The following is a 13,868-nucleotide window of genomic DNA, read 5'->3' as shown; positions in this document are numbered from 1 at the left end:
GGACGTCGTGGTGTGCGGGACCATACCAGCAGGATATCCGCAGCCAGCTATACTTCTGACGTTGGCACTGAGGGGGCTCTATGAGTGAGGCACGTGTGGGTCTGGTCATCGAGGATGACCACGACATTCGGGAACTGGTTCGCACTGTGCTGACCCAAGCTGGATTCGACGTGTCCGTCGCCAGCGGCGGCGCCGAGGGCGTCCTGATGGCCAAGAGCCTGAATCCCGATGTCATCACCCTTGACCTGGGCCTGCCGGACATCGACGGCTTTGAGGTCTCGCGGCAGATCCGCGAGTTCTCGGATGCCTACATCGTGATGCTGACGGCGCGCACCGAGGAACTGGATACCCTGATCGGGCTCGAGTCCGGGGCTGACGACTACCTCACTAAGCCGTTCCGGCCGCGGGAACTGCGTGCCCGGGTGGCGGCCATGATGCGCCGGCCGCGGTCCGTTCCGGACCCGCGCGAGGTTGCCGTTGACGCTTCCGCTGACAGCGCCGCCCACCCCGAGCGGGGGAACTTCAACCACAACGGGCTTGAACTCAGCTACGCCTCCCGCACCGTCATGGTGGACGGCAAGGAGATGAACCTGACCCGCACGGAGTTTGAACTCCTGTACGCGCTCCTGGAAGCCGGGCGGACGGTCAGGACGAAGTCCGACCTGGTACGCCGGCTCCGGGATGAGGATTACGACGTCGGCAGTTACATCAGCGAGGCCGACGAACGTTCCGTGGAGGTCCACATGGGAAACCTGCGCAAGAAGCTGGGTGACTCGCCGCAGCAGCCGCGGTGGCTGCAGACAGTTCGCGGGGTGGGCTACCGCTTGGCGCCCGGGCAGCACTGAGCCTGCAGCCGGTGGGTGGTTTGGCGGCTGCACTGGGTAACGGGCCGCAGATATGTGGCCGCCAACCTGGGTAACGCTACCGCCATGTCAGCGTGGCGGGCCTCCGCCCGGATTTCGTTCTCCAACTCGAGGGCCAGTCCTGCCAGGCGCTCCGCCCCCACCATTTGGCTCGAGGTCTTCAGGCTCAGGACCGCGTCGATGGATCCCTCAAGGTCTCCGGTGGTCAGGGCTAGCCGAAGCCGGTCCAGCCGCTGCGGCAGGTACGCGATGAAGTTTCCCACGAAGACCATCGTGTACCCCTCTTCCTCCTCGAGTTCTTCGCGCAACCGGTCCAGGACGGACTGGTCCACCAGCGGCCTCGGCGCATCGTCTGACGTGCTCATGACACTCCTTTCCGCCGGAATCGCGGTCCCTGGAATCAACGCGGTTGTGCGTGGCTGCTTGCTGTTTTTTCAGGTTAGGACCGTGTGCCTGAGGTGGCAGGAGACCGGGCAAGAATTGTGGTTTTCTTGATGGGAGTGCGGTGTTTGGCCGAGTAGTGGGGCCGAGGACCTCAGGTGTTCTTCGTCAGGCCGGCGTCCAGGAAATGGACCAGCTGGGCTTCGAGGGCTGAACGGTCCTTGAGTTCGCATTCCCAGACGGTCAGCACCTCCCAGCCGGCCGCTTCGAGCTCGCGGCGCTGGCCGGCGTCCCGCTCGCGGGTCCGGGTGCGTTTGGCAGCCCAAAAGTCAGCATTGGCTTTGGGGGCGTGCAGGCCCACCCTGCAGTCGTGGAAATGCCAGAAGCAACCGTTCACGAAGATCACCTTGTGGCGCCCCGCGAACACGAGGTCAGGATTGCCGGGAAGTTTTTTGCTGCCGGACCTTCCGTGCAGGCGGTAGCGGTAGCCTTTGGCGTGAAGGAGCCGGCGGACCAGCAGTTCGGGTTTGGTGTGCTTGCCGCGGATCCGGGACATGTTCCAGCTGCGTTGCTCTGGGGTGAGCTTGTCCGCGCTGGTTGCGTCGGTGCTGGAAGTGTCCGGCATTCCTCCAGTCTAGGAGCGCCTAGATCTCCCGTTCCGGTTGTTCGCCGAACACGAAGTGCCGGCCGCTGACCGACTTCGGCTGGATCTCCACATAGAAGTCCTTGAGCGTGGGTACCCACGTCTTCAGGCCAAGCTCTTCAATGGCTGCAAGCTCACTCGAGTTGCTGAGGACCCGCGCTGTTCCCCGGAGGACAACGGACCAGGCCTCCTGCGACAGGATGCCGTCGGTTTCGAACAACACCTGGTCGTTGATGGTCAGTTGTGCGAGCTTGTTCCCGGGCGCCGTGCGCAGGTAGAGCTTCCGGTTGGACGTCACATAGTTGACCGGGAAGATGTCCGGTTCCCCTGCAACGGAGACCACCAGCCGACCATGTTGGGTTGCAGCAAGGAGGCGCCATGACTGATCATCATCAAGTTCCAGGACGGGATTGCCGTCTGCGTGTTCAAACATCATGCGGCCATTCTTCACAGCCGGGCAGGAACGCACCAGAGGCCGGAGGCCCCTTTACGAAGCGTTCCTGCCTTTACCGGGCGTTCATGCCGTGCCGCGCGCAACTGGCCCACCACCCCATGGGCGAGACCTGGACTTTGAGCCGGCGCCCGCAGGACGCGCAATAGCGCGGCGGTTCCAGCTGCAGAAGGTCAGCGCACCTGGAGTGCTGGTACGACGGCGGTGCGTCGCCGCCGTCGTACTTTTCCTCCTTGGGCGCGTCCTTCTGCCGGGAGGACGGCTGAAGCGGAAGGCCGCAGAGTTCGCAGTAAGGGGTTTCGGCCGTGTGGGGCTGGCTTTGGGTGCTCATAGGGTTTTCTGGAGTTCCTTGATGGGCATGTTGAGGTCCACCAGGAGGTCGAGGTCGGCGGCGGCGGGGCGTCCCAAGGTAGTCAGGTAGTTGCCCACGATCACGGCGTTGATGCCGCCGAGCAGGCCACCGCGGGTGCCGAGGTCGCCGAGGGTGAGTTCCCTGCCGCCGGCATAGCGCAGGACGGTGCGGGGCATGGCCAGCCGGAAGGCCGCGATGGCGCGCAGCGCGTCTTTGCCGTCCATGATTTCCTGCTTTTCCAGCGGCGTACCGGGTCTCGGGTTGAGGAAGTTGAGGGGAACCTCGTGCGGCTCCAACGCTGCAAGCTGGGCGGCGAGCTCGGCGCGCTGCTCCAGCGTTTCCCCCATGCCGATCAGCGCGCCGCAGCACAGCTCCATTCCGGCGTCCTTGACCATGGCGCAGGTCTCCAGCCGTTCCTCATACGTGTGGGTGGTGACCACGTGGGGGAAGTAGCTGCGCGCGGTTTCGAGGTTGTGGTTGTAGCGGTGCACGCCCCATGAGGCCAACTGGTCCACTTGCTCCTGCGTGAGCATGCCCAGGGAACAGGCGATGTTGATGTCCACTTCCTGGCGGATGCGGTCGATGGCGAACTTGATTTGGTTCATCAGCTTGATGTCGGGCCCCCGGACTGCCGCCACAATGCAGAATTCGGTGGCGCCGGTTGCGGCGGTTTCCTTTGCGGCCCTGACGAGCTCGGGGATATCCAGCCAGACGCCGCGGACGGGGGAGTCGAACACCCCGGACTGGCTGCAGAAGTGGCAGTCTTCGGGGCAGCCGCCCGTCTTGATCGAGATGATGCCTTCAACCTCCACGTCCTCACCACAGTGTCGCAGGCGCACCTGGTGGGCCAGCTCCAAGGCGGCCGGGAGGGCGGCATCGGGGAGGCGGAGGACTTCCAGGAGCTGTTCCTCGGTGAGGCCGATGCCCATTTCGAGGACCTGTTGGCGGGCTGCTTCCAGGATTGGGTGGCCCTGGTGGTTTGGGGAGAAGTTCATAGCCGTCCTTTTGGCTTTGGGATATGTCTTCTTTGACGCTAGTTCCGCTGTGCCATCCCGATTTTGTGGGCTGCCCACAATGCGTGCGGGCACCTTTTGTTGACAATGTGAGTCAAGGCTTTACAGAGCTGAAACAAAACGGTGATCAGCCTGTCTTGTCGGGTGGATAGCGTCGGTCGCAACCTTCGAACCTCGAACGAAAGCGACGCACCAAAATGGCCAATGACTCGGAGACAACGCAACTACTGGAACCGTCCGCACCGCCGGGTGCCGCCGTCGTCGGACGTTCTCCGGCAATCCCCACGGCGGGCAACACCTCAGCTCTGAACGCCACCAAAGAGAGTCTGGAGGACTACACTCTGCGGTTCGCGCCGCGGTCGTACCGCAAATGGAGTGCAGGTGTGGTGGCCACCAGTGCGCTGGGCGGCATAGCCTACCTGGCGGACTTCTCCATCGGGGCGAACATTGGCATCTCCTACGGCACGGTCAACGCGATCCTGGGCATCCTGGTGGCCGCCGTGGTCATCTTCGCCACGGGCTTTCCCCTGGCGTACTACGCGGCCCGCTACAACATCGACCTGGACCTGATCACCCGCGGCTCCGGCTTTGGCTACTACGGGTCGGTGGTCACCAACGTCATTTTTGCCACGTTCACTTTCATCTTCTTCGCGCTGGAGGGCTCCATCATGGCGCAGGGGCTGGAACTGGGGCTGGGGATTCCGCAGTGGCTGGGGTACTTTGCGTCGACGGTCATCATCATGCCGCTGGTCATCTACGGCATGAACACGCTGGCGAAGCTGCAGGTATGGACCACTCCGTTGTGGCTGCTGCTGATGGTGGTGCCTGTCGGTTACCTGCTGATCTCGCACCCGGAGAGCATCGACAGCTTCTTCGCGTACACCGGTGCGACAGGCGACGGCGGCCCGAATCTGGCCTCCGTCATGCTCGCCGCCGGCGTGTGCCTGTCCCTGATGGCGCAGATCGCCGAGCAGATCGACTACCTGCGGTTCATGCCGCCGCGCACCGACGCCAACCGGGGCGCGTGGTGGCGGGCAGTGATCCTGGCCGGGCCGGGATGGGTGATTTTCGGGGCGATCAAGCAGATCGTCGGCCTGTTCATCGCCATCTATCTCATTGCCACGCTGGACCCTGCCGCCTCTTCCACGGCGAACGAGCCCGTCCACCAGTTCCTGGGGGTGTACCAGGAGATGATGCCCGCGTGGCTGGCGATGACGCTGGCGGTGGTTTTGGTGGTCATCTCACAGATCAAGATCAACGTCACCAACGCGTATTCCGGCTCCCTGGCGTGGACCAACTCCTTCACGCGCATCACCAAAACGTACCCCGGCCGCATGGTGTTCGTGGCCGTGAACCTGCTGATCGCTCTGGTCCTGATGGAAGCCAACATGTTCGACTTCCTCAACACCATCCTCGGTTTCTACGCCAACTGCGCCATGGCCTGGGTGGTCACCGTGGCGTCCGACATCGCCATCAACAAGTACCTGCTCAAGGTTTCCCCCAAGGTGCCGGAGTTCCGCCGCGGCATGCTGTACGCGGTGAACCCCGTTGGCTTCGTGTCCATGCTGGTGTCCGCAGGGGTTTCGATTGCCGTGTTCTTCGGGGCCTTCGGTGCCGCGATCCAGCCGTACTCACCGATCTCCGCGGTGGGGCTGGCGTTGGTGCTGCCGCCGGTCCTGGCCGTGCTGACCCGCGGTAAGTTCTACCTGCGGCGGATTGACGATGGAATCGACCTACCGATGTTCGATGGCGACGGGAACCCGAGCGACGCCAAGCTCCTCTGCCACGTGACCGGCCTGGAGTTCGAACGGCCGGACATGGTGCGCTCCGCGCAGGACGCGGCCGACGGCGGCCCGCAGTATGTTTCGTCGCTCGCCTTGTCCACGGACAAGACGGGGGAGTTGGTGCTGCCCGCCCAAAAGTAGGGTTTTTCTTCTGAAGGAAGCCGGTGCAATTCCTGCACCGGCTTCCTTCATGAATTTTTGCTTTCCGGGCTGGTGGTAGAACGTTTGGCGGTGCCTGTGGATAAGCCTGACCACCGGATTGTGACGTGGGCTACCCTTAAGGCACTGTTCGGAGCAAGCCGTCTTGAAAGTACTGGGGGAATAGCGGCCCATGACATCACAGAGCTTTTTTACTTCCCGCTTTTCAGGGTCCAGTGTTGCGCGGTCCCGTGTTGGGCGGTCAAGTGCGGCGGCGGCGCTTGTTATTGGTTGTGCGCTCGCTTTGTCCGGCTGCAACTCCGGCGGCTCGCCGGGGCCGGGCAGTACTTCGTCCCAGGTGGCTGCCGAGACACCTACTGCCAGCGCCACGGCTACTCCCACACCCACGCCAACAGCCGTCTATAAGCCAGCCGACGCGACCGGTCCCGCCCAGAACGTCCCGGTCCCCGTGCTTCCCGAGGTGGCCAAGACGGAGACGAAGGAAGGGCTTGAGGCGTTCACACGGTACTGGTTCGAGCTCCTGAACTATGCGTACCAAACAGGCGACATAGCGCCTGTTCAAGCTGTAACTTCACCAGCCTGTGAGTTCTGTTCGAACATTACTAGTTCCCTGACAACGAACTACCGGGGGGACCGGTGGCTTGCTGGAGGCAGAATTACAATTCCAGCCGCAAGCACCTCTTTCGAGCGCTCAGCAGACGCCAACTACCAAGTGATCCTCCAGGTTCTGCAAGACACGATCACCTATTATGAGAGAGGCGGATCAGAATTTAGGGCGGCCACGAAGTCGTCAAATACCGGCAATGTAATTCTGGTTGGATTTGAGAACTCGGCATGGCGTGTCAACGGCCTGCACCCGCTTCGCTAATGAGTACTTCAAATGTGGGCCGGGGCGTTGTACAAACTGTTTTGGTTTTTGTCATCATGCTCACCGCGCTTCAACCGGCGATCGCAGATAGCGGTACTGATTCCGGTTTCATCGACAACGGGGTGGGCGTTGATACTTGGGTCGTTGACAAAAACACGGGTAAGGGGACCTTGGAAACGCCAAGCTCAGGAGTTGACGACCCCAACGAGTACAAATATGAACTTCAATGCCATCTCGGCGGGGGCGACTTTGATACGCCCTGCCTTGCCCGCCAGCTCGACTGCAAGGACCGGGAGGACGGCGCCAAAGGCATTCCGGTCATGTGGCTGTCACGGCCGCGAGGCGTACCGGGTGCGGTGTGGGCGCATCACTCCGGCCCTACCTGCCTCTATGATCCGAAGCCCGAGGACCTCCTGCCCCGGATCGCCGCGGATATCCAGCGGCAGTTCCAGAACCTGCCGGTGAACGCCGGGGTGGTCGTGGCCCAGCCCAGCCCCAACACGTTGCGCGGCGCCGAGACGAACTTTTACGCGGAAGCGGTTGAGCAGCAGTTCGACATCACCATGTTTGGCCAGAAGGTTCACGTTGTGGCGACGCCGGTGCAGTACACGTGGAACTACGGTGACGGCACAGTGTTCGGCCCGCAGCCTTCCATGGGCGGCCCGTTGCCGCAGGATCGGTGGGGCGAGAAGACCCGGACCAGCCACGCGTACGCCTCAACAGGGGATTTCCAGGTTGTCCTGACCACCTCGTTCCAGGGCACCTACTCGGTTAATTCCGGGCCGCCGCTGCCGATCCCCGGTCAAGGCCAGTTCAACGCCCCACCCCAAGGGATCAGTGTGTGGCGCTCGCTCACCCGCAACTACGCCGACGACTGCAACACCAATCCACAGGGCCAGGGATGCCCGGGTGTTGGAGGATAGCCCAGGAACAGAAGGGAGCATGTGATCCCGATCCCACCGGTCAAAGACCGGAATAGTTGCACGGGCCCCAAAGTTGGCAAAGACAGTACGTCTTCAGCCTTCGAAAGGAACTGCGCATGCTGTTTTCTCCACTCACCCTCGGCGAACTTGAACTTCCCAACCGACTGGTGATGGCACCCCTGACCCGCCTCCGCGCGGGTGAGAAAGGTATCCCCGGCCCGCTCCTGGCTGAGCACTACCGCCAGCGCGCCTCCCTGGGCCTCATCGTCAGCGAGGGCACGTACCCCGCCCCTGCCGGCCAGGCGTACCCGGGCCAGCCCGGCATCGTCACCGAGGAACAGGTTGCCGGATGGAAGAAAGTTACCGACGCCGTCCATGCCGAGGGCGGGCGCATGTTCGCTCAGATCATGCACGGCGGCCGGGTGTCCCACTCCGACATCACCGGCGGCCTGCCCATCGTCGCTCCCAGCGCCGTGGCCATTGGCGGCGTGGTCCGGACACCGGCCGGCAAGAAGCCGTATCCAGTTCCGCACGCACTGACCACCGACGAACTCCCCATGGTGATCCAGGAGTTCGTCAACGCTTCCCTGAACGCCATTGAGGCAGGGTTCGACGGCGTGGAGCTGCACTCGGCCAACGGTTACCTCCTGCACGAATTCCTGGCGCCGAACTCCAACGTCCGGACGGACAGCTACGGCGGATCGCCCGAGAACCGCGCCCGCTTTGTCATCGAAACCATCAATGCCGTGGTGGCAGCCCTGGGTGCCAACCGCGTGGGCGTGCGGATCTCCCCTGAGCACAATGTGCAGGGCATCGCGGAGACGGACGCGGCGGACGTCCGCGCCACCTACGAGGTCCTCGTGGACAGCATCGCACCGCTCAACCTGGCATACCTGAGCATCCTGCACCACGAGCCGGCGGGCGACCTTGTCCAGGACCTCCGTGCGCGCTTCGGCGGGACCTTCCTGGTCAACACCGGCTTCGGCGTCATCACCACACGGGAAGAAGCCGTGAACCTGGTGGCGGAAGGCCACGCTGACGCCGTTGTAGTGGGCCGGCCCGCGATCGCCAACCCGGACCTTGCACGGCGCTGGAAGGAAAGCCTCCCCCTCAACGAGCCGGATGCCTCCACGTTCTATGCGGATGGCGCCACTGGTTACACGGACTACCCGCTGTACCAAAGCTAAGCGCGGTCCCACCAGCCAACCTGCTGAATAAGACGACGACGGCGGCACCCATCACGGGTGCCGCCGTCGTCAGCTGTCAGGGGTGCTGGTCCCGGGCAGCGGCGCCGAAGGCCATCCGACGACCTCCGGCTCAAGACTTGTGTGGCCCGCCGGACTCCACTGGAAGCCGGCGGTGATCAGATGCTACTCCAACGAATGGACTCTTACCAGAGCCAGTTTTGCCACCTGGGAAGTTGGCTACAGAACAGCTTCGCGGCCAGTGCCTTCCTTCATCAGCAGGCGCCCGTCCTCAATCGATACCAGCACGCTTTTGGGTTTCCCACTGACCTTGGTAATGGCCTTCAGCCCCCGGTTGGTAACCTCGACTCCCACCTGTGCGCCCTTTGCCGGTAACTCCACGGACACCTCGGATGCGATGCCGAGCAACGGGTTGGTGGAAACCCCCAGGTCCCGGCGCACCTCCTTGCCGTTGACCGTCACGGTGATGTTGGCCTCGTCGAACCCCTCCTGAAAAACCACAAGCAGTTCCCGCATGATCGCCTCTTCCTCGAGCGTCGGCGCCAGTAACGGCATGTCCACTACAGCACTTTGCAGGGCCCAGCGGAATACCCTTTCTTTCCCCGCTGCACCCTCGTCAGCACACCGTTCGGTGGAGCCCGGCTGGCCGGTAGGGCAAGATGTTCTGGTGACTCAACTGCCTGCTCCCTCCGCCGTTCCCACCTCCTCCCGCGCATCGGAGGAGGACGCAATCTTCGACCAGATCGCTGCCGAGTTGGGCGTCAAGGCCTGGCAGGTGAAGGCGGCGGTTGGATTGCTCGACGGCGGGGCGACGGTCCCCTTCGTCGCCCGGTACCGCAAGGAAGCCACCGGCACGCTGGACGACACCCAGCTTCGCGACCTCGACGAACGGCTGCGCTACCTCCGCGAACTGGCAGACCGTCGTCGTGCAGTCCTCGAAGCGATTGAGGGGCAGGGCCAGCTGACGCCTGAACTGCGCAAGGCAATCCTGGCAGCGGACACCAAGTCGCGGCTCGAAGACATCTACCTGCCGTTCAAGTCCAAGCGCCGGACCAAAGCCCAGATCGCCCGGGAAGCAGGTTTGGAGCCGCTCGCGGACACCCTGCTGAAACGGCCGGACCTGGATCCCGAACACGAGGCCGGGAAGTACCTCAACAGTGAGCACGCCATCGGTGACCCCGCCGCCGCGCTCGCAGGTGCACGCGCCATCATGGTGGAGCGGGTGGCCCAGGACCCTGACCTCGCCGCGACCCTGCGGGACAGGATGTGGACCCAGGGCAGGATGGTCTCCCGCGTCAAAAAGGGCAAGGAAGCCGAAGGCCAGAAATTCGCGGATTACTTCGAGTTCGCTCAGGCACCAGACCGGATGCCCTCGCACCGGACACTCGCGCTGTTCCGCGGCGAGAAGGACGGCGTCCTTGAACTTGACCTCGCCGAAGCCGACCCGTCGGACGACGCCGCCCTCACCGCCGCCCGCGCCCGCTACGAGTCCGCAGTGGCCAGGTTCCTCGGGGTCGCCGACCGTGGCCGTCCCGCCGACGCCTGGTTGATGCAGACAGCCCAGGTGGCCTGGCGCTCACGCGTGCTGGCCCGGCTCACCTCCGACCTCCGCGCCAGGTTGTTCGCAGCAGCTGAGGACGAAGCCGTCAGGGTGTTCGCCGCTAACCTCCGCGACGTCCTGCTGGCCGCCCCTGCCGGCAACCGTGCCACCCTGGGCCTGGACCCCGGCCTGCGGACCGGGGTAAAAGTCGCGGTGGTGGACGGCACCGGCAAGGTAGTGGCCACTGACACGGTCTACCCGCACGCCCCGGCGCGGAAATGGGACGAAGCCCTGGCCACCCTGGTGCGCTTGGCGCGGCAGCACGCCGTCGAACTTGTGGCTATCGGCAACGGGACGGCGTCGCGCGAGACAGACAAACTGGCTGCCGAACTGATCAAGCTGCTCCCGGAGGTGGACCGGAAACCCCAGAAAATCGTGGTGTCCGAGGCCGGTGCGTCCGTCTACTCCGCCTCCGCGCTCGCCGCCGCTGAACTGCCGGGAATGGACGTTTCGCTGCGCGGCGCCGTGTCCATTGCCCGGCGCCTGCAGGACCCGCTCGCCGAACTCGTCAAGATCGATCCCAAGTCCATCGGCGTGGGGCAGTACCAGCATGACGTGACAGCGTCCAAACTGGACCGCAGCCTGGACGGGGTGGTGGAGGACTGCGTCAATGCCGTGGGTGTTGACGTCAACACCGCCTCGCCCGCACTGCTGAGCCGCGTGGCCGGCGTCGGCCCCCTTCTGAGCGAAAACATCGTGGCCTACCGGAACGAGCACGGACCCTTCAGGAAGAGGACCGACCTCAAGAAAGTGCCGCGGTTGGGCGCCAAGGCGTTCGAACAGTGCGCAGGATTCCTGAGGATTACCGGGGGAGCGGAGCCCCTGGACGCATCAAGCGTGCACCCCGAGTCTTATGCGGTGGCGAGGAAGATCCTCGTGGCCGCCGGTTCGGCACCTGCCTCCTCCCTGGATCCGCAGAAATTCGTGGACGGCTCGGCCGGCCTTCCCACCGTCAAGGACATCCTCGCTGAGCTGGATAAACCGGGACGCGACCCACGTCCCGCCTTCACTACCGCCACGTTCTCGGAAGGCGTTGAGAAGATCTCGGACCTGGTGCCGGGCATGGTTCTCGAAGGAACGGTAACCAACGTGGCCGCGTTCGGCGCATTTGTGGACGTTGGAGTCCACCAGGACGGCCTGGTCCACGTGTCTGCCCTGTCCAACCGCTTTGTGTCCGACCCGCGCGAGGTGGTGAAGTCCGGCCAGGTGGTCCGGGTCAAGGTACTGGAGGCTGATCCGGAGCGGAAGCGGATTTCCCTGACGTTAAGGCTCGACGACGAACCAGCCGGCGGCGGTGCAGGTTCCGGGCGGCGGGACGCAGACGGCCGAAAGGCTGGGCGCGTTGGACGCCCCGACCGCCAACAAGCGGGGCAGCAGGGATCGACCACTGGTGGTGGCCGGCCGGGTCCCAAACCCCAGCCCGCCAATACGGCCATGGCCGAGGCACTCCGCAAGGCCGGCCTGGGCAAGTAGTCCGCGGGCCTTTTGACGGTGGCGGCTTTTCTGCAAGGGTGGGGTATGACCTACTTCCTGGAGTACACCGTTCCTGTTGCCCCCGGTGATGCCGAGTTCGCGTTCCCCAACGATGAGATCAACGCAGGCACCACGGTCCCGCTGACCCAGACGGAGGCCGACGTGGTGCACACGACGGTTCTTCCGGCGCGTACCGGGATTATCGGCGCAACGGTACCCGAGGCGAAGCTGGAGGCCGAGCAGCTGATTACGCACAGCCGGGCATCGGAGGGGGCCTTGTACTTCGATCCCTCCGACTCCCTCCAGGCTGGTGTGGGTACGTTGGTGAGCAGGTTCAGCGAAGGCCAGGGCTGGCAGGATGTCCAGGAGACTGGTCGCTAGCCGGCAGTCCCCAGGATGCGCGGCCTGCCGAATCTTGTCCGGACTCCAGGGGAGTAGAGGACCGACTCTGGCGGGCCGCTGACGCTGATGCCGGCAGCTCTCACCAATCCATCGCTGAGATGGTGGACCTCGGCGCCGAAGAGGGGCCATTCGTGGTGGGTGTTCGGAACGTAGATGGTTCTGCCCCGGAAGCGTCCGTGCATGCCATACCTGGCGGTCAGGAAGATGGACAACGGGTCGGCAGCCGCGGTCTGCAGCCTGGGAATGACCACGAACTTGCTGCGGGCGGCGGTGGCGCCAAACCGGTGGACCGAGTAGCCGACCGGAAGTTCCCCGCGCTGCCGGCTGTGGTCCGGCTGCTGCCATCCTGACGCCCGCTGTCGCTGCCCGGAAAGGGTTGCACCTGCAAAATACGCGACCACACGTAAGGGATTCCGGCAGCCCGGGTGGCCAGCACGACCGGCAGCCGGTTTGCGTCCAGGGTCAGGAACACCACCCCGCGGGTCCCATCCGGCTCACGGGAGTAAAGCCGGACATTGACCTCGTTGAAGCTTCCGAGGTAGGGAATGCCGGGACCGTGGCCGAGCCCGGCCTGCACCATGCGGAATCCGATGAGACCTACCCACGAACTCCCGTCGAAGACATCCGGTTGGAGCCCGTACGGCATGAACGTGGCCGCTAATGCTTCAGGGATCCGCCAGTGGAGGAACACTGCGTCAAGCCACCGCTGGTCGGAAAATACCGGCGTTGGCAATTCCGGCGGGCGCGGCCACAGGAAAGCCGCAGTCAGGTTCTTGGTCAACGTTCTTCCGCTCCTTTCTGGCCTGGCGCGACGGAGACCCGGATCATTGGGCCAGGCAGCGCTTAGCTCAGCGGGCGTGTGTCTTCGGGTAGCTGGCCACCGGCGAGAAGCTTGGCGGCTGTGTCAGCCAGGGCTGTCAGGGCTACCCGCTGCGTCCAAGGGCCGTACGAGATGCGTGCAACACCCAGTTCCTGCAGCTTGGCCGGCGGCAGGGAGCCGGGGACGCTAATGACCGAGATTTTGTTCCAGCCGATGCCCTCTACCAGTGCGGTGACCGTGGGCTCGTCCAGGAGCCCAGGGACAAAAACTGAGGTGGCGCCGACGTCCAGGAACGCCTTGCCGCGTTCGATCGCATCTGCAAGTACATCCTGAGGCTTACGGTCCTTCCCCTTGAGGAATGCGTCGGTCCGGGCGTTCAGGACGAAGCCGACTCCTTCTGCAGCGCCGGCATGAACAACGGCTGCCATCTGGTTGACGGCATCTGTCAGCGGGCGCATCTGGTCCTCTATGTTTGCGCCGACGATTCCGACTCCGATGGCCTTGCGGATGGTCTCGCCCGGATTGCCGTAACCGGATTCAAGATCGGCGCTGACAGGAAGGTGGGTGGCTGCGGCGATGCGCCCCACAAAGCCGATCATCTCGTCGACGGGAATGTTCTCGCCGTCCTGGTAACCCAGTGTTGCGGCGATGGAGTGGCTTGCCGTTGCCAGGGCAGTGGTTCCAGGAACGTCCGTTATGACTTTGGCCGTGATGGCATCCCACACGTTGACCACCTGGAGGATCTCAGGGGCCTCGTGGAGGCGGAGAAGTTCGGTGGCTTTTGCACTGCTGGTATCGGTCATGGGTGAAGCCTAACGGAGACTCTTTGGACACTCTTCATTGTCGTTGGTGGGGTGGTGGGGGTGGTTTGAAGTAGTGGTTTTGTTGGGGTGTTTGGGTGGGGTCGATGTGGGGTGGGGGGATGAATGTG

General features: G+C 63.9%; 15 protein-coding genes and 1 pseudogene. 7 read left to right on the top strand and 9 right to left on the bottom strand.

Annotated features, from left to right (window positions below; all coding sequences use genetic code 11):
• Window positions 1-80 precede the first annotated feature (80 nt).
• Window positions 81-845: a response regulator transcription factor gene (locus ACTHQS_RS16365; protein WP_440171033.1), complete on the top strand. Its 765-nt coding sequence runs from the start codon at window positions 81-83 to the stop codon at window positions 843-845.
• Here ACTHQS_RS16365 and ACTHQS_RS16360 read toward each other — a convergent pair.
• From ACTHQS_RS16360 to bioB, 5 genes are all read right to left on the bottom strand, one after another.
• The gene (locus ACTHQS_RS16360; protein ID WP_440171031.1) at window positions 818-1,228 is read right to left on the bottom strand and encodes an Hpt domain-containing protein; all 411 of its coding nucleotides are present in this window, start codon (window positions 1,226-1,228) and stop codon (window positions 818-820) included. The genes ACTHQS_RS16365 and ACTHQS_RS16360 overlap by 28 nt on opposite strands.
• 170 nt (window positions 1,229-1,398) lie before the next feature.
• Window positions 1,399-1,869, bottom strand: a complete 471-nt coding sequence (locus ACTHQS_RS16355; RefSeq protein ID WP_440171028.1) for a very short patch repair endonuclease — start codon at window positions 1,867-1,869, stop codon at window positions 1,399-1,401.
• Between the two features lie 19 nt (window positions 1,870-1,888).
• The gene (locus tag ACTHQS_RS16350; protein WP_440171025.1) at window positions 1,889-2,323 is read right to left on the bottom strand and encodes a pyridoxamine 5'-phosphate oxidase family protein; all 435 of its coding nucleotides are present in this window, start codon (window positions 2,321-2,323) and stop codon (window positions 1,889-1,891) included.
• Between the two features lie 70 nt (window positions 2,324-2,393).
• A complete protein-coding gene (gene bsaP / locus ACTHQS_RS16345; RefSeq protein ID WP_440171023.1) occupies window positions 2,394-2,669 on the bottom strand; it encodes a biotin synthase auxiliary protein BsaP in 276 nt (91 codons plus the stop codon).
• Window positions 2,666-3,685, bottom strand: a complete 1,020-nt coding sequence (gene bioB / locus ACTHQS_RS16340) for a biotin synthase BioB (RefSeq protein ID WP_440171020.1) — start codon at window positions 3,683-3,685, stop codon at window positions 2,666-2,668. The genes bsaP and bioB overlap by 4 nt, the downstream gene beginning before the upstream one ends.
• A gap of 215 nt (window positions 3,686-3,900) precedes the next feature.
• Between bioB and ACTHQS_RS16335 the strand changes: the two genes are divergently transcribed.
• The 4 genes from ACTHQS_RS16335 to ACTHQS_RS16320 all read left to right on the top strand — a co-directional run bounded on the left by ACTHQS_RS16335 (window position 3,901) and on the right by ACTHQS_RS16320 (window position 8,624).
• Complete coding sequence (locus ACTHQS_RS16335) at window positions 3,901-5,628, top strand: purine-cytosine permease family protein (protein ID WP_440171018.1); 1,728 nt, start codon at window positions 3,901-3,903, stop codon at window positions 5,626-5,628.
• 190 nt (window positions 5,629-5,818) lie between these two features.
• Window positions 5,819-6,514, top strand: a complete 696-nt coding sequence (locus tag ACTHQS_RS16330; protein ID WP_440171016.1) for a DUF6318 family protein — start codon at window positions 5,819-5,821, stop codon at window positions 6,512-6,514.
• Window positions 6,515-6,555: 41 nt separating this feature from the next.
• On the top strand, window positions 6,556-7,437 hold the full coding sequence (locus ACTHQS_RS16325) for a PKD domain-containing protein (protein WP_440171014.1): 882 nt from the start codon (window positions 6,556-6,558) through the stop codon (window positions 7,435-7,437).
• 116 nt (window positions 7,438-7,553) lie between these two features.
• Entirely contained in the window at window positions 7,554-8,624 is a 1,071-nt protein-coding gene (locus ACTHQS_RS16320) for an alkene reductase (protein WP_440171012.1), read from the top strand.
• 237 nt (window positions 8,625-8,861) lie between these two features.
• Here the strand turns inward: ACTHQS_RS16320 and ACTHQS_RS16315 are convergent, their stop codons facing one another.
• Window positions 8,862-9,158, bottom strand: coding sequence for a hypothetical protein (locus ACTHQS_RS16315; protein ID WP_440171235.1), 297 nt, complete (start codon window positions 9,156-9,158; stop codon window positions 8,862-8,864).
• Between the two features lie 160 nt (window positions 9,159-9,318).
• On the opposite strand from ACTHQS_RS16315, the gene ACTHQS_RS16310 reads away from it, so the two are divergent.
• Both ACTHQS_RS16310 and ACTHQS_RS16305 read left to right on the top strand, forming a co-directional pair.
• Window positions 9,319-11,715 (top strand): Tex family protein, encoded by a 2,397-nt coding sequence (locus ACTHQS_RS16310; RefSeq protein ID WP_440171233.1) that lies wholly within the window; start codon window positions 9,319-9,321, stop codon window positions 11,713-11,715.
• 45 nt (window positions 11,716-11,760) lie between these two features.
• Entirely contained in the window at window positions 11,761-12,096 is a 336-nt protein-coding gene (locus ACTHQS_RS16305; protein ID WP_440171010.1) for a hypothetical protein, read from the top strand.
• Here the strand turns inward: ACTHQS_RS16305 and ACTHQS_RS16300 are convergent.
• The 3 genes and pseudogenes from ACTHQS_RS16300 to ACTHQS_RS16290 all read right to left on the bottom strand — a co-directional run bounded on the left by ACTHQS_RS16300 (window position 12,093) and on the right by ACTHQS_RS16290 (window position 13,740).
• Window positions 12,093-12,518, bottom strand: a complete 426-nt coding sequence (locus tag ACTHQS_RS16300; protein WP_440171007.1) for a DUF2071 domain-containing protein — start codon at window positions 12,516-12,518, stop codon at window positions 12,093-12,095. The genes ACTHQS_RS16305 and ACTHQS_RS16300 overlap by 4 nt on opposite strands.
• Before the next feature lie 35 nt (window positions 12,519-12,553).
• Window positions 12,554-12,808, bottom strand: a pseudogene (locus ACTHQS_RS16295) (DUF2071 domain-containing protein); the annotation flags it as partial.
• A gap of 152 nt (window positions 12,809-12,960) precedes the next feature.
• Window positions 12,961-13,740 carry an isocitrate lyase/PEP mutase family protein gene (locus ACTHQS_RS16290; RefSeq protein ID WP_440171005.1) on the bottom strand — a complete coding sequence of 260 codons (780 nt, stop codon included), beginning with the start codon at window positions 13,738-13,740 and terminating at the stop codon, window positions 12,961-12,963.
• Between the last annotated feature and the right edge of the window lie 128 nt (window positions 13,741-13,868).

This window comes from Arthrobacter sp. SAFR-044 (assembly GCF_051965175.1).
GTDB lineage: Bacteria > Actinomycetota > Actinomycetes > Actinomycetales > Micrococcaceae > Arthrobacter.
Note: the sequence above shows the minus strand (reverse complement) of the source record. Positions and strands in the feature narration are given on the sequence as shown.

Coding starts and splice junctions, on each gene's coding strand:
- ACTHQS_RS16330 (WP_440171016.1), top strand. CDS start 5,819: ATGACATCACAGAGCTTTTTTACTTCCCGCTTTTCAGGGTCCAGTGTT.
- ACTHQS_RS16360 (WP_440171031.1), bottom strand. CDS start 1,228: ATGAGCACGTCAGACGATGCGCCGAGGCCGCTGGTGGACCAGTCCGTC.
- ACTHQS_RS16305 (WP_440171010.1), top strand. CDS start 11,761: ATGACCTACTTCCTGGAGTACACCGTTCCTGTTGCCCCCGGTGATGCC.
- bioB (WP_440171020.1), bottom strand. CDS start 3,685: ATGAACTTCTCCCCAAACCACCAGGGCCACCCAATCCTGGAAGCAGCC.
- ACTHQS_RS16315 (WP_440171235.1), bottom strand. CDS start 9,158: ATGCGGGAACTGCTTGTGGTTTTTCAGGAGGGGTTCGACGAGGCCAAC.
- bsaP (WP_440171023.1), bottom strand. CDS start 2,669: ATGAGCACCCAAAGCCAGCCCCACACGGCCGAAACCCCTTACTGCGAA.
- ACTHQS_RS16320 (WP_440171012.1), top strand. CDS start 7,554: ATGCTGTTTTCTCCACTCACCCTCGGCGAACTTGAACTTCCCAACCGA.
- ACTHQS_RS16365 (WP_440171033.1), top strand. CDS start 81: ATGAGTGAGGCACGTGTGGGTCTGGTCATCGAGGATGACCACGACATT.
- ACTHQS_RS16290 (WP_440171005.1), bottom strand. CDS start 13,740: ATGACCGATACCAGCAGTGCAAAAGCCACCGAACTTCTCCGCCTCCAC.
- ACTHQS_RS16350 (WP_440171025.1), bottom strand. CDS start 2,323: ATGATGTTTGAACACGCAGACGGCAATCCCGTCCTGGAACTTGATGAT.
- ACTHQS_RS16355 (WP_440171028.1), bottom strand. CDS start 1,869: ATGCCGGACACTTCCAGCACCGACGCAACCAGCGCGGACAAGCTCACC.
- ACTHQS_RS16335 (WP_440171018.1), top strand. CDS start 3,901: ATGGCCAATGACTCGGAGACAACGCAACTACTGGAACCGTCCGCACCG.